General features: G+C 68.3%; 24 protein-coding genes. 1 reads left to right on the plus strand and 23 read right to left on the minus strand.

Annotation, left to right across the window (positions count from 1 at the left end):
* The first annotated feature begins 84 nt into the window (after positions 1 to 84).
* A complete protein-coding gene (locus AD72_RS14785) occupies positions 85 to 342 on the plus strand; it encodes a hypothetical protein (protein ID WP_156365197.1) in 258 nt (85 codons plus the stop codon).
* On the opposite strand, the gene AD72_RS14790 is transcribed toward AD72_RS14785, so the two are convergent.
* The 23 genes from AD72_RS14790 to AD72_RS35615 form a co-directional block, all read right to left on the minus strand.
* Positions 330 to 680: a hypothetical protein gene (locus AD72_RS14790; protein ID WP_031467085.1), complete on the minus strand. Its 351-nt coding sequence runs from the start codon at positions 678 to 680 to the stop codon at positions 330 to 332. The genes AD72_RS14785 and AD72_RS14790 overlap by 13 nt on opposite strands.
* Entirely contained in the window at positions 680 to 1522 is an 843-nt protein-coding gene (locus AD72_RS14795) for a glycoside hydrolase domain-containing protein (RefSeq protein ID WP_031467086.1), read from the minus strand. The genes AD72_RS14790 and AD72_RS14795 overlap by 1 nt, the downstream gene beginning before the upstream one ends.
* A gap of 15 nt (positions 1523 to 1537) precedes the next feature.
* Positions 1538 to 1771, minus strand: coding sequence for a hypothetical protein (locus tag AD72_RS14800; protein WP_031467087.1), 234 nt, complete (start codon positions 1769 to 1771; stop codon positions 1538 to 1540).
* Positions 1772 to 1780: 9 nt separating this feature from the next.
* Positions 1781 to 2443, minus strand: a complete 663-nt coding sequence (locus tag AD72_RS14805) for a hypothetical protein (RefSeq protein ID WP_031467088.1) — start codon at positions 2441 to 2443, stop codon at positions 1781 to 1783.
* Between the two features lie 8 nt (positions 2444 to 2451).
* Positions 2452 to 5223: a hypothetical protein gene (locus AD72_RS14810; protein WP_031467089.1), complete on the minus strand. Its 2772-nt coding sequence runs from the start codon at positions 5221 to 5223 to the stop codon at positions 2452 to 2454.
* A gap of 17 nt (positions 5224 to 5240) precedes the next feature.
* Positions 5241 to 6047 carry a hypothetical protein gene (locus AD72_RS14815; RefSeq protein WP_031467090.1) on the minus strand — a complete coding sequence of 269 codons (807 nt, stop codon included), beginning with the start codon at positions 6045 to 6047 and terminating at the stop codon, positions 5241 to 5243.
* Positions 6044 to 8956 carry a phage tail protein gene (locus tag AD72_RS14820; protein ID WP_031467091.1) on the minus strand — a complete coding sequence of 971 codons (2913 nt, stop codon included), beginning with the start codon at positions 8954 to 8956 and terminating at the stop codon, positions 6044 to 6046. The genes AD72_RS14815 and AD72_RS14820 overlap by 4 nt, the downstream gene beginning before the upstream one ends.
* A gap of 36 nt (positions 8957 to 8992) precedes the next feature.
* Positions 8993 to 9295 (minus strand): hypothetical protein, encoded by a 303-nt coding sequence (locus AD72_RS14825; RefSeq protein ID WP_156365198.1) that lies wholly within the window; start codon positions 9293 to 9295, stop codon positions 8993 to 8995.
* A 74-nt stretch (positions 9296 to 9369) separates the two neighbouring features.
* Positions 9370 to 9894, minus strand: coding sequence for a hypothetical protein (locus tag AD72_RS14830; protein WP_031467093.1), 525 nt, complete (start codon positions 9892 to 9894; stop codon positions 9370 to 9372).
* A gap of 83 nt (positions 9895 to 9977) precedes the next feature.
* Positions 9978 to 10568: a phage tail tube protein gene (locus tag AD72_RS14835; RefSeq protein ID WP_051898619.1), complete on the minus strand. Its 591-nt coding sequence runs from the start codon at positions 10566 to 10568 to the stop codon at positions 9978 to 9980.
* A 53-nt stretch (positions 10569 to 10621) separates the two neighbouring features.
* A complete protein-coding gene (locus AD72_RS14840) occupies positions 10622 to 11035 on the minus strand; it encodes a hypothetical protein (protein WP_031467095.1) in 414 nt (137 codons plus the stop codon).
* Entirely contained in the window at positions 11032 to 11319 is a 288-nt protein-coding gene (locus AD72_RS14845; RefSeq protein ID WP_051898620.1) for a DUF5403 family protein, read from the minus strand. The genes AD72_RS14840 and AD72_RS14845 overlap by 4 nt, the downstream gene beginning before the upstream one ends.
* Positions 11309 to 11674 carry a hypothetical protein gene (locus AD72_RS14850; RefSeq protein ID WP_156365199.1) on the minus strand — a complete coding sequence of 122 codons (366 nt, stop codon included), beginning with the start codon at positions 11672 to 11674 and terminating at the stop codon, positions 11309 to 11311. The genes AD72_RS14845 and AD72_RS14850 overlap by 11 nt, the downstream gene beginning before the upstream one ends.
* Positions 11671 to 12630 (minus strand): glycosyltransferase family 4 protein, encoded by a 960-nt coding sequence (locus AD72_RS14855; protein ID WP_051898621.1) that lies wholly within the window; start codon positions 12628 to 12630, stop codon positions 11671 to 11673. The genes AD72_RS14850 and AD72_RS14855 overlap by 4 nt, the downstream gene beginning before the upstream one ends.
* A 9-nt stretch (positions 12631 to 12639) precedes the next feature.
* Entirely contained in the window at positions 12640 to 13056 is a 417-nt protein-coding gene (locus tag AD72_RS14860) for a hypothetical protein (RefSeq protein WP_031467099.1), read from the minus strand.
* A gap of 14 nt (positions 13057 to 13070) precedes the next feature.
* Positions 13071 to 13391, minus strand: coding sequence for a hypothetical protein (locus AD72_RS14865; protein ID WP_031467100.1), 321 nt, complete (start codon positions 13389 to 13391; stop codon positions 13071 to 13073).
* Between the two features lie 19 nt (positions 13392 to 13410).
* Positions 13411 to 14328 carry a major capsid protein gene (locus AD72_RS14870; RefSeq protein WP_031467101.1) on the minus strand — a complete coding sequence of 306 codons (918 nt, stop codon included), beginning with the start codon at positions 14326 to 14328 and terminating at the stop codon, positions 13411 to 13413.
* A 39-nt stretch (positions 14329 to 14367) separates the two neighbouring features.
* Positions 14368 to 15009 carry a hypothetical protein gene (locus AD72_RS14875; RefSeq protein ID WP_031467102.1) on the minus strand — a complete coding sequence of 214 codons (642 nt, stop codon included), beginning with the start codon at positions 15007 to 15009 and terminating at the stop codon, positions 14368 to 14370.
* 68 nt (positions 15010 to 15077) lie between these two features.
* Positions 15078 to 15842, minus strand: a complete 765-nt coding sequence (locus AD72_RS14880) for a hypothetical protein (protein WP_197284975.1) — start codon at positions 15840 to 15842, stop codon at positions 15078 to 15080.
* Entirely contained in the window at positions 15763 to 17034 is a 1272-nt protein-coding gene (locus tag AD72_RS14885) for a phage portal protein (RefSeq protein WP_197284976.1), read from the minus strand. The genes AD72_RS14880 and AD72_RS14885 overlap by 80 nt, the downstream gene beginning before the upstream one ends.
* A gap of 228 nt (positions 17035 to 17262) precedes the next feature.
* Entirely contained in the window at positions 17263 to 18909 is a 1647-nt protein-coding gene (locus tag AD72_RS14890) for a hypothetical protein (RefSeq protein ID WP_051898622.1), read from the minus strand.
* A complete protein-coding gene (locus tag AD72_RS14895) occupies positions 18906 to 19373 on the minus strand; it encodes a phage terminase small subunit (protein WP_031467106.1) in 468 nt (155 codons plus the stop codon). The genes AD72_RS14890 and AD72_RS14895 overlap by 4 nt, the downstream gene beginning before the upstream one ends.
* A 225-nt stretch (positions 19374 to 19598) precedes the next feature.
* On the minus strand, positions 19599 to 19865 hold the full coding sequence (locus AD72_RS35615) for an HNH endonuclease (RefSeq protein WP_197284977.1): 267 nt from the start codon (positions 19863 to 19865) through the stop codon (positions 19599 to 19601).
* Between the last annotated feature and the right edge of the window lie 66 nt (positions 19866 to 19931).

A 19931-nucleotide genomic window follows, 5' to 3' on the forward strand; every position in this document is an offset into this window, starting at 1 on the left:
TCGGCGTGAAGGGCGGCGGGCATGGATGACGGCGCGATGCGGCCTCCGCGGTATCAGGTGTTGGATGAGCCGCAGAAGGTGTGGGTGACGACGAGGCTTCTGCTTCCCGAGGACAGGTACTGGCGCCGTCCGTATGCCAAGGAATGCCTGCAGGTGGGCAAGCCGATGCCGGGGTTCCTCTACGGGTGGATGCCCACGTCTACGGGCGGCATGGTCGGCCTGGTCAAATACCAGCTCGGTACGGAGGACAAGCAGTGGTGGATCGAGTTCACGCACTTCGTGTCCTCGAAGCATCTCCGGAAGCGCAGCACGAAGCGCGGCGAACGCCGCTACGACGGCTGATCGGGCGCCCTGGTTGATGCGGCGACGGCCTTCGGGACCAGGTTGTTGTACTGGTTGGTCCGGGGGCGGGCTGTGGGTTCGGGTGGTTCGGTTTCGGCGGTGAAGTCGCGGAACTGGTCGTCGGTGATGATGTGTTCGCGTTTGGCCCATCCGGCGAGGAATGCGAGTGCGCCGGTGATGGCGAGCGTGACGACGGCGCGGACGGCGGTTTGCGCGGTGGGGTCGGCGAGGTGGATGGTGTTCGCGATCCACATGGCGGCGGGTCCGGCGAGAGCGGCGGCGATTCCGGCCGCGGTGACTTTGCTGGCGGGTCGTTTCGGGGTGTTCTGGACGGGCATCAGGCACCTGCTTTCTGTGCGGCGAGGGTGACGAGGGCTTGGTCGGCCTGGCGGCGCAGTTGCGAGATGCGGTCGAACTCGCGCCAGTCGACCGGGATGACCCAGTCCAGGTGCACCTTTCCGGCCTGGGCGTCTTCGAGGGCGGCGTCCCTGGCTTGTGGGGTGAGGCCGATGAAGTCGCCGGATTCGAGGCGGTGGGCGATGGAGATGGCGTCGGGGTGTTGTGCGTCGAGTCCCTGGCAGGCGATGTACTGCATGCTGGGTTCCTCCTGTTCGGGTTGGGGTGGGCTTGCGGTGTGGAGTGGTTGGCGTAGTTCGTTGATGTCGCAGACGATTCCGCCGACTCGGCGGGTGGCGTCGTTGCGTTGGTAGAGGTGGGTTCCGGGGCGGATGGCGCGGCGGCTGCCGCATTGCCACAGCCACACGCCGAGGTCGGCGACGGCGTCGATCGCTTCGCCGAATCCGTAGGCGCCGCACCGGCTGCCGAGGATGGAGCGTGCGCCGAGGACGTAGGTGCGGAACTGCTGGCCTTGGCGTGTGGTCAGGTGCCGGTCGGCGCACACGAACAGCGCGGACGATGCCGGGAGTCCGCATCGGTTGGCGTCGGCGAGCAGGGCCTCGCCTGCCGCCACTCCCCCGGCGTAGCCGGTGGCCCAGTCCATCGTGTTGTGCTCGTAGACGCCGTGCACCTCGAGCCCGGCCGCGAGGTGCGAGGCGACCTCGAGGGGTGTGGTGTTCTTGGCGCGCCCTGGCGTGCCGAGATAGCGCACGCTGCCGGTGAATCCGGCGGCCTTGAGCTGTTCCCCGGTGAGGCGTCCGGCCGAGTAGTCGGCGAAGGTCACGGTCAGCCTCCCCGCTCAGGTGAATAGCGGGATCAGCGCGGCCAGGAGTGCACCGATGACACCGATCAGGGCGAGATAGATCTGCCAGCGGCGCCCGGCCGCAGCGGCGATGTCCTTCTCGAGCTCGGCGGTGCGCTGCTCGAGAAGGGCGAGCCGGGTGCTTTGGTCGAGGATGAACGCGGAGAGTTTTTCCCTGATATCACGGACTTCGGCATAGACATCGTTGGTGGTGAACTCGACGTTGGCCATCGGTTCTCCTTAGGAGGCTTGGTTGTTGTCGAAGATTTCGAGGGTGTAGCCGCTGTGGGTCGGGTTGATCGTGTAGCTCGGTGCGGGGTTCTGGGCGAGCGCGCGGGCGGTGAGCTTGACCGTGTGGTTGCCGGTGGCGAGGTTGGACACCACCCAGGTCTGGCCGCTGGTGCCGCGGAAGGGCGCGCCGGGGATGAACAGGATCTGGTCGGGTTGCGCCGCGCCGTCGAGGACGCATTCGACGACAAGCGCTCCGGCCCCGTTCGGGCTGGGAAACGGGGATGCGGTGATCTGGCAGTCGACGTTACCGATGATCACCACCCGGCTTGCTGCCTGGCTGATCGTGAAGTTGCTCGCGGTGCCGGGGATGTCGGCCGCGGCTTGGTTCCCACTCGTGGGTGCGGTGATGTTGAGCGGCGAGGACGCGCGCACCTTCCCCGCCCTGGGGCGAGCGTTCTCCAGCACTGTGGTTCGGTTGGACAGCGCGGTGTCGGCGTTCTGCCGGTTGGTTGTTTCGGTGCTCAGCGCGGTGGTGTTCGCGGCGATCTTGCTGCCGTTGCTGTCGATATCGGCGTCGTGGGTGTTGACGCGGTTGACGATCGGGTTCCAGTCGTCGACGGCGCGGACGAAGTATCCAGGTGAGCGGGTGGGAAGGTCGGGGTGTCGGGTCACGGTTCCTCCTATCCGAGGATCGTGGATTCGTCGAGCCGAGAGTGGTCGGGATCGTCGAGGATCCAGGAACCGCCGCGCGGGCCGAAGGTGCGCATCGTGGCCGTTTCGGTGATGCCGTGCTCGGTGTATTTGCGGTTGATGCCGACGACGGTGGCGTAAATGGGGCCGCCGATTCCGGCGGGGTCGTCGAGGCGGATCACGTCTTGCAGTTGGCGGCGGGGATCGCCGCGGATTTCGGTGGTCTCGAACGCGGGCCGCGGCTGGGCAAGGTCGGTGGCGAGTTTGACCGAAAGGTCGTGCTGGGTGTTGTAGTCCGATGCCCAGTCGGATTGTGGCCGGTGCAGACTCCTGACGCCGAACTTGGCGATCGAGCTGCCGCCGTCGTCGGCGGTGACGGTCTCGGTGCCGCTGTCGAGGTCTTCGAGGGCGTAGCCGCGCACATGTAGAAACGGGGTGTTGTCGTCGACGGCCACGCGCGTGGTGCGGCCGCCCGCGGCGTTGCCGTTCTGCACCTGGATGGTCAACCGCGTGGGGTCGGTGTCCCCGGCTCCCCAGCCGGTGCCGACGACGATGTTGACGCCGACGCCCATTAGTGGAACGGCGAGCCCGCCGCTGCTGCCGGTGGATACGTCGCCGAGGTTGTGCACACAGAACCCGTTGCGCCATGTGTTCGGCGGATAGGCTTTCATCCAGTCCGAGCGCAGATAGCCGCCGGGGTTGTCGGCGCCGCCGCCGACCTCGTTCTGGGGGTAGCCCTGGGCGACGCCGCGCCAGGTGAGCGGGCCGGGCATCACCGAGATGACCTCACCGCTGATCGTGGTCTTGTAGGTGGCAATCGTGTTCGAGGCGGTGGCAAAGTCGTCCACGTTCTCGCTGGCGAACACAGCCTTGTCGGTGAATGCACGGTCTGCGTACGAGTAGCTGACGGTGTTGATCACCGACTCGTACAAGGTGGTCGGATCAAGCTCCTGAACGTCGGCGAGCGACAGCACCGCGGTGGTGCGGCCGGTGTCGCGCGCCCGCACGATCTCTTCCCAGTTCGTGTAGTGCAGGATCCCGTGCTCGTCGGTGTAGATCACGCCGAGGTCCGCCGAGCCGATTTCCTTGAGCAGGTCCCACGCCTGGCGGCCCCGCACGGCCGGTGTCCACATCACGCGGGCCATCGACGGGCCGATATCGGTGGCCGTGGTGAACGGCTGCGAGGCGGCATCGGACCACACGAGGGGTCGACTGGCCGGGCCGGGCGGCTGGTACCAGAGCCCCCAGTGCTGTGCGCCTCCGGTTTGGCGGAACGTGAAGTTGTTCGTCTCGATGTCGACGAAGTTGAGTTGCAGGTATTCCGAGATGTTCCACGAGCTCGGCGCGTCCGTGCTGCTGACCGCAACGTCTTTGTACTCGGGGGGAACGTCTTGATCAGGCAGGCGTGGGAACACGCGATCGTCGACCTTGGCGGTGACGATCGGCTTGGATCCGTTCTTGAATTCGAAGTTGAACGCCAGGTAGTGATTCCCTGCGGGAAGATTTGTCAGCCAGTAGTAATACCGATACCCATTGCCGGTGGGCGGGTAATAGGTGAAGCTGATGTACCCGGTTCCCCGGGCCATCATGTGCATATCCATGCCGCCATAAATTGCTGACGTTGCCCAATTCGCGTTCGATCCGGGTAGCTCGAGGCGGGCATAGATTTCTTCTCGGTCGGGCATGCTGGGGTCGATGAGGTAGTAGCCGCCAAACCCGAGCCGCGCCACTTGGGAGCTGGTGGGGTTGATGCGTATCGCGGTGGACGTGCAATACACGCCGGTCATGCTGTCGGTGATGGTGCCACCGTCATTGGATCCCCAAGGGCCAAGCGGTGTCTTGGCGGGATCGTAAACCGCGCGTTTCATGATCGGGCCGAACGGGCCGCGTTCCCAGGCATAGCGCGGGTATTCGTAGGTGGTGTCGACCTCGGTGCTCGCTGGGGACGAGGTGGATTTCACCGGGTCGGTGTTGTCCGCGTAGCTGGGCTGGTCGTGGATCAGCTGGGTAATTGTCTGGTCGGCCGCGTTGCCCTGGCGACCGTCCCGTGCCATCTGCCAGAACCCGCCGACTTCGGGCAGATTCCCGCCGCACAGCGTCGAGTACCAGATCGCTTCGGCCGGGGCCGGTGGGCCTTGGTAGAGCCCGGCCGCGCGGCAGATGTGGAGCATGTACCAGGACAGCAGCTGTCCGCCGCGGATGCGCATCGCCTCGTTGCGAGTGGCAGTGGGGTTGAGGTTCCAGCGGGCCTTGGCCATGGATCGCCCGGACGGGATGAGGGTGATCGGGTTGGTCAGCTGGCTGGTGATGTCGGCGAGCTCAAGCACGACGGTGCCCTTCGCGCGCGAAGGGGTGGCCTGCAGTAGGTAGCCGGTGAACTGGCGCAGCTCGACCGGGCCTGCGCTGGTCATGATGGTCGCCGAGAACCGGGCGGGTGTGTTGATCGCGCCCACGTCTCCGCCGGGCTGACCGGAGTACGGGGAGAAGAACCGCACCACATGCACAGCCTCGGGCCCGATGTGGCCGTGCACGGTCACCGACAGGCGGTTCTGCGCGTAGCCGTCGTTGACCTCGAGCGCGGCCGGGTACTGGCCGGTAAACTGCTCATCCAGACTCGCCTCGACGAGATTCGCCGAGAAGTCCGCGTGCGGACCGGTGAACGTGCCGTCCCGGTTCCAGTCGAAGACCAGGGTGTAGGCGAGCCGGATCGTCTGCCCGGAGCTCAGCGCCTCGGCGAGCGCGGCGTTATCAGGTTCGAGCATGTCAGCGTTCTTCCATGTCACAGTTCCTCGAGCTCGATCGTGGTGGAGACGCGCGGATAGATCGGGGTGGTGGCGCTGCGCTCGGCGAACCCGACCCGCATCGCCCCGCCACCGGTGGCCCAGTTGCTCGACCCGTCGGGGCGCACCGACCAGGCGGTGGTCGTGATCGTCGCCGCGCTGGCCGTGCCGAGCTGGTAGGTCATGGTCGCCGCGGTCTCGGGCACCAGCCCAGCGCAGGTGATCCGCTGGTATGCGTCGCCCGAGGGAGCCGGGGCGCTGGTGTGCTCGGCGAGCATCGCGCCGGTGGTGTCGAGGATCCGCAGGCGCGCGGTTACCGCCGCGGTGGCGTGCACCCACGCGGCGGCGGTGAGGGTTTCGCCGGGCATCACCGGCAGACCGGCGTGCTCGACGAGGGTGGCGCCGGTGACCTGGACGGCCATCGGTGGCGCCTCGGCGAACCCTGCCGGGTCGGGGATGACGTTCAGCGCGCCGTCGGTGCGCAGCGCCCGCTCGCCGCGCAGCGTCGATCCGGTGTCGGCCACCCCGACCGGGAACCGGTTCGGGATGACCGAGCACAGCAGCCACAACGGGCTGACCGCGCCGGTCCAGCACAACCCGATCCAGCGCAGTTCTTCGGGGTCGCAGTGCGCGACGGTGATCGAGGTGCCGTGTTTCGTGCCGAGCAGCCACTCGGTGCCGGTCCCGTCGAGGCCGCGGGTGATCGTGCCGAATCGCAGGTATTTCGGCGACCAGCCCGGCTCGGGTGGCGGGATCTCCCGCATCCGCCCCGGCGCACCGAGATACAGGGTTGAGGCGGCGATCATCGGGTCGCCATTCGCCGGTTCGTGCGGTTGACCTCGCTGGTGACCCGTCGGCCGTCCATGTACACCTCCGGGCGTGCCATGCTCGTTCCCCGTTCCGCGCCCGCGGCGACCGCCTCGGCGAGCCCTGCGAAGAACCCGTCCGATCCGGTGGTGCGGGCGGTGAGGGTCGCGGTCGCGGACATGTTGGTGTTGCCCACGATCTGGCTCACCCGGTTCATGGCGTCGGAGACTTTCGGCGCGGCCTGGTCGATGCCGTCGGCGATGCCCGCGGGGATCCAGCGCCCGACGTTGTCGCGCATGTACTTCGAGGGCGAGGAGATCCCGAGGAATCGCAGGATCGGGCCGGGCACGAAGGACTTGATGAAGTTCAGAATCTGGTTCCACAGCCAGTTGCCCATGGCCTTGATGCCTTCCCAGAGACCGTTGACGATGTCGCGACCGACGTTGACCAGCCACCGCCCGGCATCCCCGATGGCGCCGAGGATCATGCCGGGCAGGCGCCCGAACCAGCCGACCACCGAGCCGATCGCGTCACCGACCAGGCGGACGATGCCGCCGAAGATCCCCGCGAAGAAGTTCCCGACCGCCTTGAGTCCGCTCCAGACGGTTTGCCCGATGACCGAGAGGGCACCGGTGATGATCGAAGCGATGGTCTTGAGGACGCCGCCGACGATGTTCTTGATCCCGTTCCAGACCTGCGACCAGTTCCCGGACAGCAGCCCGGTGAACACCTGAACCACGCCGGTGATGACCTGCAGCACTGAGCGGATGACCGGAACGATCGCTTGAAACACCGTGGTCACGATCGGCAGTAGTGATTGGATGATCGGGATCAGGATCTGGGCCAGGGTGGCGATCAGCGGTGCGAATGCCGCGGCGAGCTGGCCGATCGCGGGCAGCACGGGCAGCACGGCTTGCAGGATCGATGCGACCGCGGACGCCAGGATCGGAAACAGCGGTGCGAGAGCTTGGATCACCGGAACCAGCGCGGTCGCCAGGGTTGCGGCGAACTGCGCGAACGCGGCGGCGATTTGGGGCATGATCGGGGTGATCGCCTGCAGCACGGCGAGGATCGCCTGGCCGAGGACGCCCGCGATCTGCGCGAGGGCCTGCCCGATGACCGGCAGCACCGGCAGCAGGGCCTGCATGGCGGTGGTGAACACGTTCGCGAAGATCGTGGCCACCAGCTGCAGCACGGGCATGATGGCTTGCAGGACGGGCAGGATGACGCCTTGCCAGTAGGTCGCGAACAGCTGCCCGAACTGCGTGATCAGCGGCACCAGGGCGTTGATGATCGGCGCGAGCCCGGTGGCGAGGGTGGCCACGATCTGCACCAAGGGCGGCCCCATCGTCCCGATGGCCTGACTCAGCACGGGGCCGAGGGTGTCGGCTAGCTGCGCGAGAACCGGGGCGAGCGCCTGCACGATGGGCAGCAGCGCCTGAATCGCGGCGGTGAGGGTGGTCGCGAACAGCACGGCGATATTGCCGATGACCGGCGCGAGCGCGCCGAGCGCCTGCCCGAGCGGGGCGATCGCGGGAACCAGGGCCCGGAACGCGGATCCGATCATCGGGCCCAGCTGCGCGATCGCCGGGGCGATGTTGGTCGCGATCGCCTGGCCCACCGCGGCGAGCACCGGCATGACACCGTCCAGGGCCGCGCGCAGCCCGCCGAAGATCTGGCCGAGCATCCGCGTTCCCTGCGCGGATTTCAGGAACGCGGCGATCTGACCGGTGATGTTCGCGAGCGTGGCGAACAGGCTCGTTCCGGACGCGTTCGCCGCCGAGAACACACTGGCGAGAATCGAGCCGAGGTTGCGCACGATCGCGAACAGCTGCCCGAGCGCGGTGAGCGCACCCTGAATCCACTGCTGCAGCTGCCCGGTCTGGCGGGCGTTGTCGATGAATTCCCGGAACCGTGCCGCGGCGGCCCCGGCCGAGTTGGCGATCTGTGGCAGGAAACCGGACCCCACGGCGGCGATCGAGCGGAACGCGTCACCGAGGTTGATCACCACCGCCGAGAGTCCACCAACCGAGTCGCGGGTGTTGGCGAAGATCGTGGCGGTGTCGCGCAGGGACTGGCTCGAGGTCGCCATCGCGACGAAGTTGCGTGCCAGCCCGTTGAGTTCCCCGGCGACGCCGGTCATCCCGGCACGCAGCACGGGTAGGTACGCGGTCGCGAGCGTGTTGATCTGCGCGCCGAGCCCGGCGAACAGGCGCTGTTGCACGTCGAGCTTGAGACCCCGGAAGGCCGCGGCCTGGCCTTGGATGGCGCGAACGAACGCCTGCGCATTCGGCGCGAGCTTGGCCATCGCTTCGTTGAACTGCTTGACCTTCTTCGGGTCGAACGCGTTCTTGAGCGCGTCCCCGACCCCGGAGACACCGACCTTCAGCGTGGCTGCCGCGGCCCCGGCCGCCGCGATCCCCGCGGGCAGCAGCGCGGCGGCCGGGGCGATTTGCTGCAGCGTCACGAGCAGCTGGCCGGCCGCCGAGACCGCGGCCCCGACACCGGCGGCGAGCCCGCCGAACACCAGCGCTTTCCCGCCGATACCGGCGATCGCGCCACTGATCGTGGTCAAGGAACGGGACAGGGCTTGCAGGTTCTGCCGGTCGACACCGAGCCGGACCGTCACGGCACCGATCGCGGCCATCCGCGCCCGCCACGCGGCGATTTCGCGGGTCGCGGGCTCGGTGTCCGCGGTGACCCGCTTGTTGATCGCCTCGGCCGAAAGCCGGATCGCCGCGGCCTTGACCTCTTCGGACAACCGGGTGGTGTCGGCCGTAACGGGAAGTTCGACCCGGACCCGGTTCTCGATGCGCTTGAGGTACTTCTCCAGGGACGGCAGGAAGTTCTTGGTGTCCGGGAAGACTCGTATCGACACGTTGCCGAGCACGCCACCGCTCGCGGGCATGGCACCCCCTCACGGTGTATGCAGTTGTGCGGGCCGTCAGTCCCCGGCCTGGTGTGCCGCGCGTTTGCTGGCGAGCAGATCCCGCAACAGGTTCGGCTTCTGGCCGGGCTCGGTGTCCTCGCCCGTCGAGGGCATGGGCAGCAGCTCGGGTTGCGGGTCCGGTTTGCTGTTGCCGAGGTTGGCCACATGCCAGAGCTCGAGCCGGGCGAGGTTGGCGTGATAGGTGGCCACGATCCGCTCGTACGTCCAGAAACCCTCGATACGGTGGATCCGTGCGGTGTCGGGCAGATGTTCGATGAGCGCGAGCACGTGCTCGAGGTCGACTCGGCCGCGCCACACGTCGGCCAGGTCGAGGTGGTAGTACTCGGCCAGGTCCGCGCGCAGCTTCGCGCCGTGCGTGTCGACCAGATGTGCTAGCGCAAGCCTTTTCCCGCGGCCATCGCCTGCATCACGTAGCGGAACAGCTCGAGCATGGCGGGAATGTCGTGGTCGAGCACCCACTCATGCAGGGCGTCGCGATCGGCGGCGATGATCGACAGCCCCTGTTCGATATCCGCGGCGAGCCGGAACGCGGACCCGGCCTGCTCGATGGGCACTGTCCCATCGGCCGCGGCCGGTAGGGACTCGGCGCGCTGCCGGATCGGCCCCAGCAGATCGAGCAGATCCGCCCGCTCGGCGTAGGACAGGCGCAGCACATCCCGAAGCAGTTCCGCCCCGGGCGGGGCCTGCACCGGCTCGGGGCTGGTTTCCGCGGTGAGCGCATCGGCATACGACACCTGCGGTTCGGGGGCCGGGCGGGCCTGCATCGCCTCGGGCACCGTGGCGAGCGGGTTCGGCTGCGGCGGGGCGGGTGCGTATGGCGCGACCGGTTCGGGTGCACCGTAGGCGTACTGCGGCTGACCGGTCAGCGGGTTTGCGGTGGCGGGCGTTTCGGACATGATTCCTCACAACACGGGCGGGCGGGAAAGGGCCGGTCGGTCGCGCGCCCGCCGCGAATGCGCGACCGACCGACGAACAGGGGCTACGAGATGACCGCGGACGGGGCCACGCCGAGCAGCTGGAACAGTCCCGGCGCGCCGGGCTGGCTGATCCAGGTAGCCCGAGTGGGCCACTGGGTGTAGTCCTCGGTGGAGAGCTTGAATTCCTTGTCCCGGGTGAACGAGGCTTTCCAGGCGTGCAGGCCGATGCGCACCGGGCCGTCGGCGATCAGCAGCATGAACGCGCGTTCCAGCGGGGTACCGCCGACGGTCTTGACGATGAACCGGCGCTTGTCCGGGTCGTAGTCGCCCATGCCCCAGTACATCGACATGATCGTCTCGTCGAACTGGTAGGGCTGAATGGTCAGCCAGTCGATCGAAACCTCGGTCTGGACCTGGCGGTTGAGCAGGCCATCCCACGAGCCCTTGACCTTGGTGTCGCCACCGTCGTTGCCCGGCTCGGGCAGATCATCGAGGCTCGAGGCACCGATGAACTGCCAGCCGGGGAAGGCTTTGGTGCCCAGGGCGGCGGCCACGAGGTCATGGGTTTCCCAGTCCTCGGGTGCCTCGGTGCCGGGTGCAGCGGTGAACATGAAGCCGTTCTTGGCGATCAGGGACGCCTTTTCCACGAACATGCGCAGATTTCCTTTCCGCGGGGTGTTGGTCTGGCTCGCGGCGGGCGAGAGGACTACCGGTTGGGGCGCAGCACGAATCGGTAGGTGGCGGTGTGGCGGTGAACATCGGGCGGTTGCCCGGCCAGCCGCTGCGCAACCGGATCGGTCACCGGGGTGAAGCTGGAGATCCAGCCCTCGGGGTAGGTCTTGCCCGCCCGCCACGCGGTGAACAGGGCCTCCTGCACCGACCACGCGAGCCGGTCCCCGTCGCGCTGGTCGCCACCGGTGTAGGTCTCGATCTCCGCGGTCGGGCGGGTGTCCATCCCGGACTCCCCCGCCCCGCCCGTGACGGTGATCAGGACGTAGGGGCGTCCGGAGAACGCGGCGCCGGTCCACTGCGTCGCGATCGTGGCATCCGGCAGGGCATCCCGTAGATATTGCTGCAGTAGCCCGGCCGCGTACGGCGGCGGGCCGAGCGGGAGCGTCATTCGCGCAGCCCCGCCGCGCGGGTCAACACGTGCAAGCCCTCGACCTTCGAGCGTTCGCCCTTGTACCCGGCGAAGTGCCCCAGTTCGATCGCCGCGGCGGCCGGGCCGACCAGGGACACGTACGCGTCGACACGGTTCTGGTCGACCTCGATGCGATGCTCACCGGAGCGGTGATGCTCGGCGAGTAGGCGCTCGGCTTTCACGCCGATCTCCAGGGCGACCTCGGCCACCGCGGGGCGCGCGATCTGCGCGACGATCTTGTTCGCGCGTTTGCTACTGATCATCTTCGGCACGGCATACCTCCCGGCACAGAACGGAGACGTGCCGCACCGCGGGGGTGCGGCCGTAGTGAAGGGGCCCGTCGGTGGGCTCCCAGGCGAACCCGCCCCAGTGGATCCGCCCGTACCGCACCGCCTCGGGTTCGACACCGTCGGGCAGGGTTCGGGCGATGATCCGGATCAGCCCGGAACCGCGCTGCGCTTCGGTGGCATCCTCGGTGCGGGCGCGCCACTGCACCGTGACCCCCGACCACACGAGCGGGGTCCGGGTGCGTGTCCACAGTGGATTGCCGTCTGAGTCCGGCCGGTAGACCGCCGGGTAGAGCGTCACCGTGTCGAACCCGGTGTCGAGCAGGCTCACGGCATCCACCGGAGAGCGAGTTTTTCCAGCCAGGCCACGAAATCCGCGCGGGCGTCCAGCGCGGCGAGCTCGGCAGACCGAGCGCGGGCGCGCGCCGATGCCGCCTCCCACACCGCGGCATCGGCGCACAGCCTGCTCACCGCGGCGATCCATCCGTCGATGTCGTCGTGGTTGACGAAGATTCCAGCATCACCGAGGGATTCCCGCAAACCGGGAGTCGGGGTCGCCACCGTCGGGATCCCGGAGGCGGCGGCCTCGACGCCGACCATGCCATAGGACTCGTAGATACTCGGCATCACCAGCACGCGGGTGCGCGTCCACACGGTGCGCATGTCGGTGGTGTTGTCGACGATGCGCAGGTTCGGATACCGGCACATCACCTGCGCCCCGTGCCCGCCGATGACCCCGAGGAACGCGATATCCGGAAGTCGTTCGGCGAGCTGGTAGAAGATCCCGGCGCCCTTGTCGGCGTTGAGGTTCACCAACGTCACGCATTCCCCCGGCGTGCTCCGATGCGCGCCGGGGTCGACCGGCGGGGCGACCACGATCGACGGGATCCCCGGTTCGGCGAGCCTGGCTGCGATCCACTGGGTGTTGAACACCAGACCGGCGTGCGGTTCGGACAGTTGCGCGCGGGTGTGGGGCATGTCGTTGTGGATCAGGAACACCACCGGGACACCGAGCGCCACACCGATACGGGCCGCGGTCGCGGTCTCCTGGTGGTGGGTCAGGATCACGTCAGGATCCAGCTGCGGTATCAGGGTTTCCGGGGTGTGGCTGCGGATCACGCGGAACCCGCGGTGGGTGTACTCGTCGGGGCCGTCCCGGTGCGCGGTGACCACCGCGGTCACGGTGTGCCCGGCCTCGGCGAGCGCGGCCAGCAGGTGCTCGGCCATCTTCTCCGATCCAGCGTTGTGGATCGGGGTCATGAAATGCACCAGCGCCACCACGCGCACGATGTCCTCCTACGGCCAAGTCCGAATCGGCGGGGTGCGGATAGTGAAGATATCCGCGGCCATGCCCGGACATCCGCCCCAGATCCGGCCCATGTCGTCATCACCGAGGGCACCCACCACCGCGGCGACCTTCCCCCGCGCGTAGGAGTAGTCGCCCTCGGTTTCGGAGGTGTAGCGGCCCGGATTGCGCAGCATGTCCGCCACCAGTTCGCCGAGCACGGTGACCCACGTCGGTTTCACCACCGCTTGCTCACACGGTTTGCGCCCCAGCACTTCGAGCCAGAGCAGATCGAGCAGGATCTGCGCCCGCGCCCACTCCTCGTCGGTGAGGGCGCGGCCGAGCAGGGCCGCGATGACCGCCCGATCCACCACCGGGCGCGGGGTCGAGCCCGGCGGGAACACCACCGGAGAATCCGCAGCGGTCATCGCAGCCCCCTCGTTCAGCTGGTCGGCGCGCCGACCGTGGTCTTACCGGTGTCCAGGTCATGGGTGACGGTCACCGGCTTGTTGCGCCCGTCGTAGGCCACATACGTCTCCGTGCGACCCTGGCTCGGCGGGGACGAGGTGTCCGGCACCGGGTCGGTGGGCACCACGGCGTTGACCGTCTGATACCCGGCACTGGCCGCGGCCTTCTTGTCCGCGGTGACCGAGGATGCCCGCTCGTGCCAGTCCTTGGTGTCCGCCGGGGCGTCACCGGGCTTGGTGGGCTGCGGCTTGGTCACATCAGACGACAGGCGGGTGCCGTTGTCCTTACTCACCATCGCTTGTTCTCCGTTTCGCTTAGCTGGTCGGGGTGTTCACCGGGAACCCGGTCAACCGGGCCGCGGCCTGGCCGCCCTGCACCGCGACCCCGCAATAGAACTCGATGCGGGTCCGGTAGGCGGGCTTTTCCTGCAGCTCGCCGAGGTCGTATGCCTGCACCCCGCCATTGGAGATGCCCATGACCCCGACATCGCCGAACCCGGACGCCCACTTCACCGCGTACACCTCGGCGGCGTTGTCGGTGATCGGCAGGATTTCGCGGTTCGACCAGTGCTTGCCGGGGTCCACAAAGGACACCCCGTTCCACTGGACAGTGGTGCGGCCGGTGATCTCCGAGCGAATGTATTCGGCCCCGCCGACCGCGCGGAACGCGGACTTGAGCCGCCCGAGGATCCGCTTGTTCGCGAACACCACATCGGGGCCGCCATCGACCAGGCTGAACAGGGCGTCCAGCTGCTCGATCACGTTCGCGTTCGTGTTCGTCCCGGCGAACTGCGCAACCTGCTTGCCGCGCAGCCGCTTACGCAAGCCGTCGAAGGACTTGGCGTTGACCTCCTCGTCGCCGTTGAACAGCGCGTCGGTGTAGGTCGACTGAGCGGACTTCACCTTCATACGGGTCTGCTGCGTGCGCAGGTCCGCGACCGATCCACTCGACGTGGTTTCCAGGAACCGGTCGACATCGGCGTCGCCACCGAGGATGGTCAACCGCTCGGTGCGCGGGTTGACCACACCCGTGGACTCGATGTACGCCTCGTTCACGGTGCGGAACGCCGTTCCCGGCAGCACCGTCTCTTCCTCATAGGAGTAGGCGTTACCCGCGATCGGTTCGATCGGGATCGACTCGAACACCGCGGATTCCTGCACGAACATCTCGGTCACGCCACGAGACAGCGGATTCGTCTCGGTCAAGGCGACCTGAGCCAGGGTCACAGCCATGGTGACTCCTTCCCAGCCCGGCCACCGCCGGGCCTCTCGTTATCGGTTGGGTTGCGCGTACGCCGCACGCACGCGGTCGGTCCCGAAACCGGGATCCGGTGACACCGGGGGCCTTCCCCCTTGGGCCATGTCCGGCCATCCACCCGAATCGCCGGAACCGTCCTGCTTGCTAGGGGCGAGCTTGTCGATCCACGCCACGATCGCGGCACGGTCGATGTCCTCCCCCTTGGCGAACCGGGACAGGTCCGCCCCCTCGAGCAGCGCATCCACATCGAGCCGGTCAGCGGCCACCGCGCGGACCTCGGCCGCCGCGATCCGAGCCAGCGCCTTGGACATCGCCTCGGCGTAGCCCTCCTTGCGGGCGGCCTTCACCGCCTTTTCCTGGTCGCTGGCGGACGCCTCGAGATGCGCCTCGTACTCCGCGGCCTTCTGCTTCAGCGCCTCGTAGTCGGCGAACTTCCCGCGCTCGCGGGAGATCCGGTCGGCCACGATCCGATCCACATCGGCCTGAGAGAAGGTCTTGCCCGCATCCGAGTCCTTCCCGGACGCGTCCTTGCCCTGCTCGCCATCCGGCGTGGTGTCTTCGGAGCCGCCGAGCACGGGCCAGATCGGGCCGCGCTTGGTGTAGCCGAGGGCACGCAGCCCGGTTCGGGCGTGTGTGGGCAAAGTGTTGTGTCGCATGGTTTCCACCTTCTGGTGTGGTCCGCACTTGGTGCGCGTGCGTGGCGCTCCCCGCATTCGGGGGTGGTCTATTCGCCGCGGTCCTCGGCCGCGGTCTGCCCGGTGAAGTGCTCGCCCTCGGCGCGCAGCACCGGGCCGAGCTCGCCGTGGTGGTGGATCGTGTAGCGCACCCTGGTCAGGTTCTGCCGATCCGTTCCCCCGGCGCGCCGGTACAGATCGCCGATCTCGTCCGCGTTGAGGTTCCGGCCGGGATCGAGGCGCCCGAGGATCGGCAAGGTGCTGCATTCGCACCGGGTGTGCAGCGGCAGCAGCTCGGCGCGCCCGTACACCCGATCGGAGGCAGCGATGCACAGCCCGCACGTCCCGCCCTTCGAGAGCTCGGGGTGCACGATCCGCCGGTAGCCGGACACCTTCGCGGCCACGTAGATCTGCTTGGTGGTCTCGCGTTCGGCCAGGCGCAGATCGTCGGAGATGAGCAGTTTCAACCGCGTCTCGGCCGCGGCGAACGCCTGCTCCTGCCCCTGCCCCACCGAGCGGGCGTACCGGTATTGCTCGGGCACCCGCCGGTACACCTGCTCGGGAGCCACGCCGCGCAGCCGCGCGGGGAGTTTCGTGCCGATCGGCCCGACATCGCGCCCGGTGAGCTCGGAGAGGACGCGGGCCAGCCCGGCATCGGTCAGCGCCGCCGCCTTGGACTGCGCCGCACCGGCCAACCGCGCCCAGCCCTGCACCGCGGCGTCGGGCCGATAGAACTCATCCTCGTCGAGGTTCGCCAGTATCCGCAGCAATGCCGCGGTCGTCGTTTTCAGCAGGTTCCGCCGAGCCGCGGTCATCTGGTCCACCAACCGCACCAGAGCTGGTCGCGCCATTCCCATCTCCGTTCAGTGCAGCGTCGAGCAAATCGGCGGCGGCGTCGGCCTCGTCGCGGGCGATGGCTTGCGGGGACATCTGCAGGATGTCGCGCTTGATGGTGCGCTTCGCGAGGATGCCGACCATCTTCACCGCGGCATCAGAGCGCTCCGAGAGCGTGAACCGCTGCGCCGAGGCGAACATGGCTTCCATGTCGTGCAGATCCGCGCGCCGGTCGTCGCCGATGACGCGGAACGCCAACGCCATCGTGCGCTCGAGCGGGTCCTGGAATGCCCGGATCCGCTGCTCGCATTTCGCCAAGAACGTATCGAGGCTGGCGGTGTAGGCGTCCGCGCCGATGTTCACCAGGTCGCCGCCGAGCATGTGCTGTGCCGGGGTGCGTGAGGTCTTGGCCATCGCCATCACATCGGACTCGTTCGCTTTCAGGATCGGCGTCAGGTCCACCGAGTCGAACTCGCCGAACTCCACCGCCCCGCGCAGCGCCCAGAGCGCATCCGGGCCCGAGCGCAGTACCGCGTTCAGGTCGATCGGCTTGCCGTCGGCGTCGACCTTCGGGATATCGCCTTTCACCCACCGCTGTTTGAACGCCTGCACCGCGGCGATCACCATGCGGTCGAACGTCTCGCGGTCGAGGCGGTCCTGAATGTCGATGGCGTTGCCCTCGAATTCGGCCATCGAGGCACCGAGCAGGTCACGCCGGTTCGCGAACCGGGTAATCAGGACCTCGTCGATCGGGACCCGACCCGAGGGGGATTCGTCGATCTCCCACCCGTTCGGGCTCACCACCCCGAGACCGCGCCAGCGGGTCTTGTTCGTGGCCCGGTAATGCACCACCAGACCGGGAAGCTGCACCACGGCGCGGTCGAGCTCGTCGAGGTCGTCGTGCCAGAGCTTCACACCGGCGATCGGCTTACCCGTGGTGGGGTCTTCCTCGGTGATCACCTGCCGGGGATCCTCCACGGTGATCCGCGGAATCCCGTCCACCGGCGGGCCGACCATCGTGTACCCGTCCCGCATCGTCAGCGCGGCGTCGAACAGCAGCGTCGACCAGTAGTCGAGACTGTTCGCCTGCCAGATACGCCACGCCGCCTCGTCCCCAGTTTCGTCGGAGACCGCGCCGGTGCGGAACCCCAACGGGTGCAGCCGGTCGAGCACGGCCTCGGCGATCAGCGCGAGATAGTTCGTGCGCGCGCGGCGCAGAAACACCTTGTACGCATCCTCGAGCGCGGCCTGGTCGTACTCCGCAGGCAACGGCGGATCCCCGGCCGCCCGGTCCCGCAGTTCCTGAATGACCGGTTGACGCTCGTGCAGCTTGCGCACCAGGCGGGCGAACCACCAGTCCGGGGAACACGGGACGTCCAGCTGTGTCAGCAACGCGGCCCCCTACCTGACTCGGATGATTTCGCCGACCGCGTTGTGTGCCTCGAGCGCGCCCGAGGCGAGCGCGTCACCGCGGGCTTCCCACGCCAGCATCGCCGCGTACGCGAGGTCGATGTGTTCGGGTGAGTCGTCGCGGGTCTTGCGCACGTACCAGAGCGGGTTGCCCTCGTCGTCGCGTAGTTCCATCGGCACCCGGCGGGCGTTCGCCACGTGCGCGGCGAGATCCGGATCCCCGTTGTGCGTGACCGCGCGCAGCTCGATCGCCTGCGCGAAGTTGCGGCACATGTTCCCGACCGCGCGCTTGCGGTTCATCGCCCACGAGACCACCCGGTCCTCCCCGTGTCGTTCGGCCCAGCGGCGTAGGTCGTCCCACCAGTAGGCCGGATCCGCGTACAGCCGCCACACCGTGAACCGGCCGTACGCGTCGTCGAGAACGGCGTCGACCTCATCGGCGGGCACGTACCATTCGTCGTCGCGGTCCAGGTGCGTCGGCCGCGGCCAGTGCCCCAGCTTCACCAGCAGTCCGGAGGCCACGTCGCACGCCATGAGGCCGGTCGAGTCCCGGCTGCGCGCGCCGTCGAACCCGAGCGTGATCAACGCGCCCGGCTCGAGCACCCCGCCCGCGTCACAGCCGCCCTCGGCGACCGGAGCCTTCCACCGTGCGGCGTTGAACGCCTGGCGCGCCGATTGGGTGGTGCGGTTGAGCCACACCCGCTCGAGATAGCCCCGGTCGACACCGGGCTGCTCCCACTGCCGGGCGATCGCCTCGAACTGGCCGGGACCGTATTCGCCTTCCGGGCCGCGTGCCTCGGCGACTGCGGCGATCCGCCCCTCGAGCGTGGACAGGTCGTGCTCGGGTCCGGCCTCGCGGTGGAAAAAGAACAGCTGCGTGTCGCGGGTGCCCTCGCGGGCGATCTTCTTGGCCTCGTCGTGCACGGTCTCGGCGACCGAGCGCATCCCCGGCTCGTAGGCGGTCGTGGTGTACAGCGACCACGGCTGTGCCATCGGCCGCTTCGGGAGGTTGGCTTGCATCGTCGTGTGTGCCGCGCGGTGCCGGTCGGTGTCCATCCGGTGCGGCTCGTCGAACCCCTGAAACGTCGTGCGCGCACCGTCGCGTGCGCTCGGCGCCGCGGCCAGCGACACAGCTCGCCCGTCCCCGCTGGCGCGCATGATCCGGTCGAGCCCGATATCGAACAAGTCCGCGTCCGGGCCCTCGGCGCACATCGTGTACAGCACCGTGTACGCCAGCTCGTCGGACTGCTCCTCGGTGTAGGCCAACAGCGGAATGTACGGATCATTCACCGCCACCCCGACCGGTTGCCCGTTCGCGTCGAACCCGTCGCAGCGCACCGGCGCCTCCGGGTGCAGCTCGGCGTAGCCCACCGCGCCCAGCAGCTCCGTTTTCGCCAGCCCCTTGCACACCGACACGAACACCCGCGAGAACCGCCGGTGCCCCGCCAGTCGGTGCCCCGGCGGGAACACCTCGTACGCCCGGTACAGGATCGCCGCCTTCTCCGGACTCACCCTGTACGGTTCGCCCTTCAAATCGCCGGGCCCGAACACGGCGCGCTCCTCGAGGAACGCCACCAGCTGCGGCCCGAGCGTGGGCCACGGCGTCTCGTCGAGCTCGGGAACGATCAGGCTGCTCACTGCACCGCACGCAGCACATTCCGCGGATCGTTCGCCGGATCCGGTGGCGTCGGCTTCGCCGTCTCGGCCTTGCGCTTGCGGGTCCGCGCCGCGGCGTCCTCGCCCTTCTCGATCTCCCACTGCAACCGGCGCCGGTCGATCGGCGAGAGCCCGAACCGCTGTTCCTGCAGCCGGATCTCGGCGGCGATGAACGCCCGATCCCGCGGCTTACTCGCCGGTGCGGTCCAGTAGTCATCGTGCAGCGCGGCCAGCATCAGCAGCCCGTGCACGTCCGACTCGGTGAACTCCGGCGCCATCGGCGAGGCCCACACATCCACCCACCACGTCAGCGTCAACGCGTGCCACCCCTGCTCGCGCGGCGGCAGCTCCGGGGCGGTCAGGCCGTGATCGGCCGAGAGCTTCGCCGCCGTCGAGGTCTTGTTCCGTCGCTGGCGGGTCGCTGTCGGTTTCGGTGACTGCGGCATCCCGGCCCCCTCGCTACGTTCCGAAATCCGTCGGCCGCCGGTACCGTCCCTGGCAGGGCCGGGCTCAATTCCCCCTCCGAGCTCGGCCACGGGCCGCGTCGCACTCCCCCCGGCGGCGCGGCCCACCCCTATCGTCACGCTCTGAAACCCTGGGATCCGTACGGATCAAATCCTGCAGTACACGGCGGTAACCGGCACCCCCTGAGGGGAGTCACCCCCTGGGGTTCAGTCACGCAACGTGATCCGCAACGGTTTGCCAGCCGCGCGAGCTCGCCGCGCCGCGCTGGTCTTCTCGCGGTGACAATCCTTGTGGATCGGCCTCATGTTGTCCTCGGCGTAGGTGCCACCGTCGGCCACCTCGTGCACGTGATCCACATGAGAGGCACCACCACTACCGCACCAGTAGCACACGCCATGGTAGCGACGCAGCACCCGAGCACGCCGTGCGTTGTGGTCCTTGGGCCGCACCTGGTTGCGCGCGCTGGTGTGCACCCACGGCACCACCGGATGCGCCGGGCAGGGCTGCAGGTTGGGACACCTCACGTTCCGGCACGGCTT

It is taken from the genome of Sciscionella sediminilitoris, assembly GCF_000737195.2.
Classification (GTDB): Bacteria; Actinomycetota; Actinomycetes; order Mycobacteriales; family Pseudonocardiaceae; genus Sciscionella; species Sciscionella sediminilitoris.

What these genes read in the sequence shown, in the direction of transcription:
- AD72_RS14790 (WP_031467085.1), bottom strand. Translation starts at nt 680, where the DNA reads ATGCCCGTCCAGAACACCCCGAAACGACCCGCCAGCAAAGTCACCGCG.
- AD72_RS14860 (WP_031467099.1), bottom strand. Translation starts at nt 13,056, where the DNA reads ATGACCGCTGCGGATTCTCCGGTGGTGTTCCCGCCGGGCTCGACCCCG.
- AD72_RS14830 (WP_031467093.1), bottom strand. Translation starts at nt 9,894, where the DNA reads ATGTCCGAAACGCCCGCCACCGCAAACCCGCTGACCGGTCAGCCGCAG.
- AD72_RS14865 (WP_031467100.1), bottom strand. Translation starts at nt 13,391, where the DNA reads ATGGTGAGTAAGGACAACGGCACCCGCCTGTCGTCTGATGTGACCAAG.
- AD72_RS14810 (WP_031467089.1), bottom strand. Translation starts at nt 5,223, where the DNA reads ATGCTCGAACCTGATAACGCCGCGCTCGCCGAGGCGCTGAGCTCCGGG.
- AD72_RS14875 (WP_031467102.1), bottom strand. Translation starts at nt 15,009, where the DNA reads ATGCGACACAACACTTTGCCCACACACGCCCGAACCGGGCTGCGTGCC.
- AD72_RS14820 (WP_031467091.1), bottom strand. Translation starts at nt 8,956, where the DNA reads ATGCCCGCGAGCGGTGGCGTGCTCGGCAACGTGTCGATACGAGTCTTC.
- AD72_RS14845 (WP_051898620.1), bottom strand. Translation starts at nt 11,319, where the DNA reads ATGATCAGTAGCAAACGCGCGAACAAGATCGTCGCGCAGATCGCGCGC.
- AD72_RS14800 (WP_031467087.1), bottom strand. Translation starts at nt 1,771, where the DNA reads ATGGCCAACGTCGAGTTCACCACCAACGATGTCTATGCCGAAGTCCGT.
- AD72_RS14870 (WP_031467101.1), bottom strand. Translation starts at nt 14,328, where the DNA reads ATGGCTGTGACCCTGGCTCAGGTCGCCTTGACCGAGACGAATCCGCTG.
- AD72_RS14840 (WP_031467095.1), bottom strand. Translation starts at nt 11,035, where the DNA reads ATGACGCTCCCGCTCGGCCCGCCGCCGTACGCGGCCGGGCTACTGCAG.
- AD72_RS14815 (WP_031467090.1), bottom strand. Translation starts at nt 6,047, where the DNA reads ATGATCGCCGCCTCAACCCTGTATCTCGGTGCGCCGGGGCGGATGCGG.
- AD72_RS14835 (WP_051898619.1), bottom strand. Translation starts at nt 10,568, where the DNA reads ATGTTCGTGGAAAAGGCGTCCCTGATCGCCAAGAACGGCTTCATGTTC.
- AD72_RS14895 (WP_031467106.1), bottom strand. Translation starts at nt 19,373, where the DNA reads ATGCCGCAGTCACCGAAACCGACAGCGACCCGCCAGCGACGGAACAAG.
- AD72_RS14880 (WP_197284975.1), bottom strand. Translation starts at nt 15,842, where the DNA reads ATGACCGCGGCTCGGCGGAACCTGCTGAAAACGACGACCGCGGCATTG.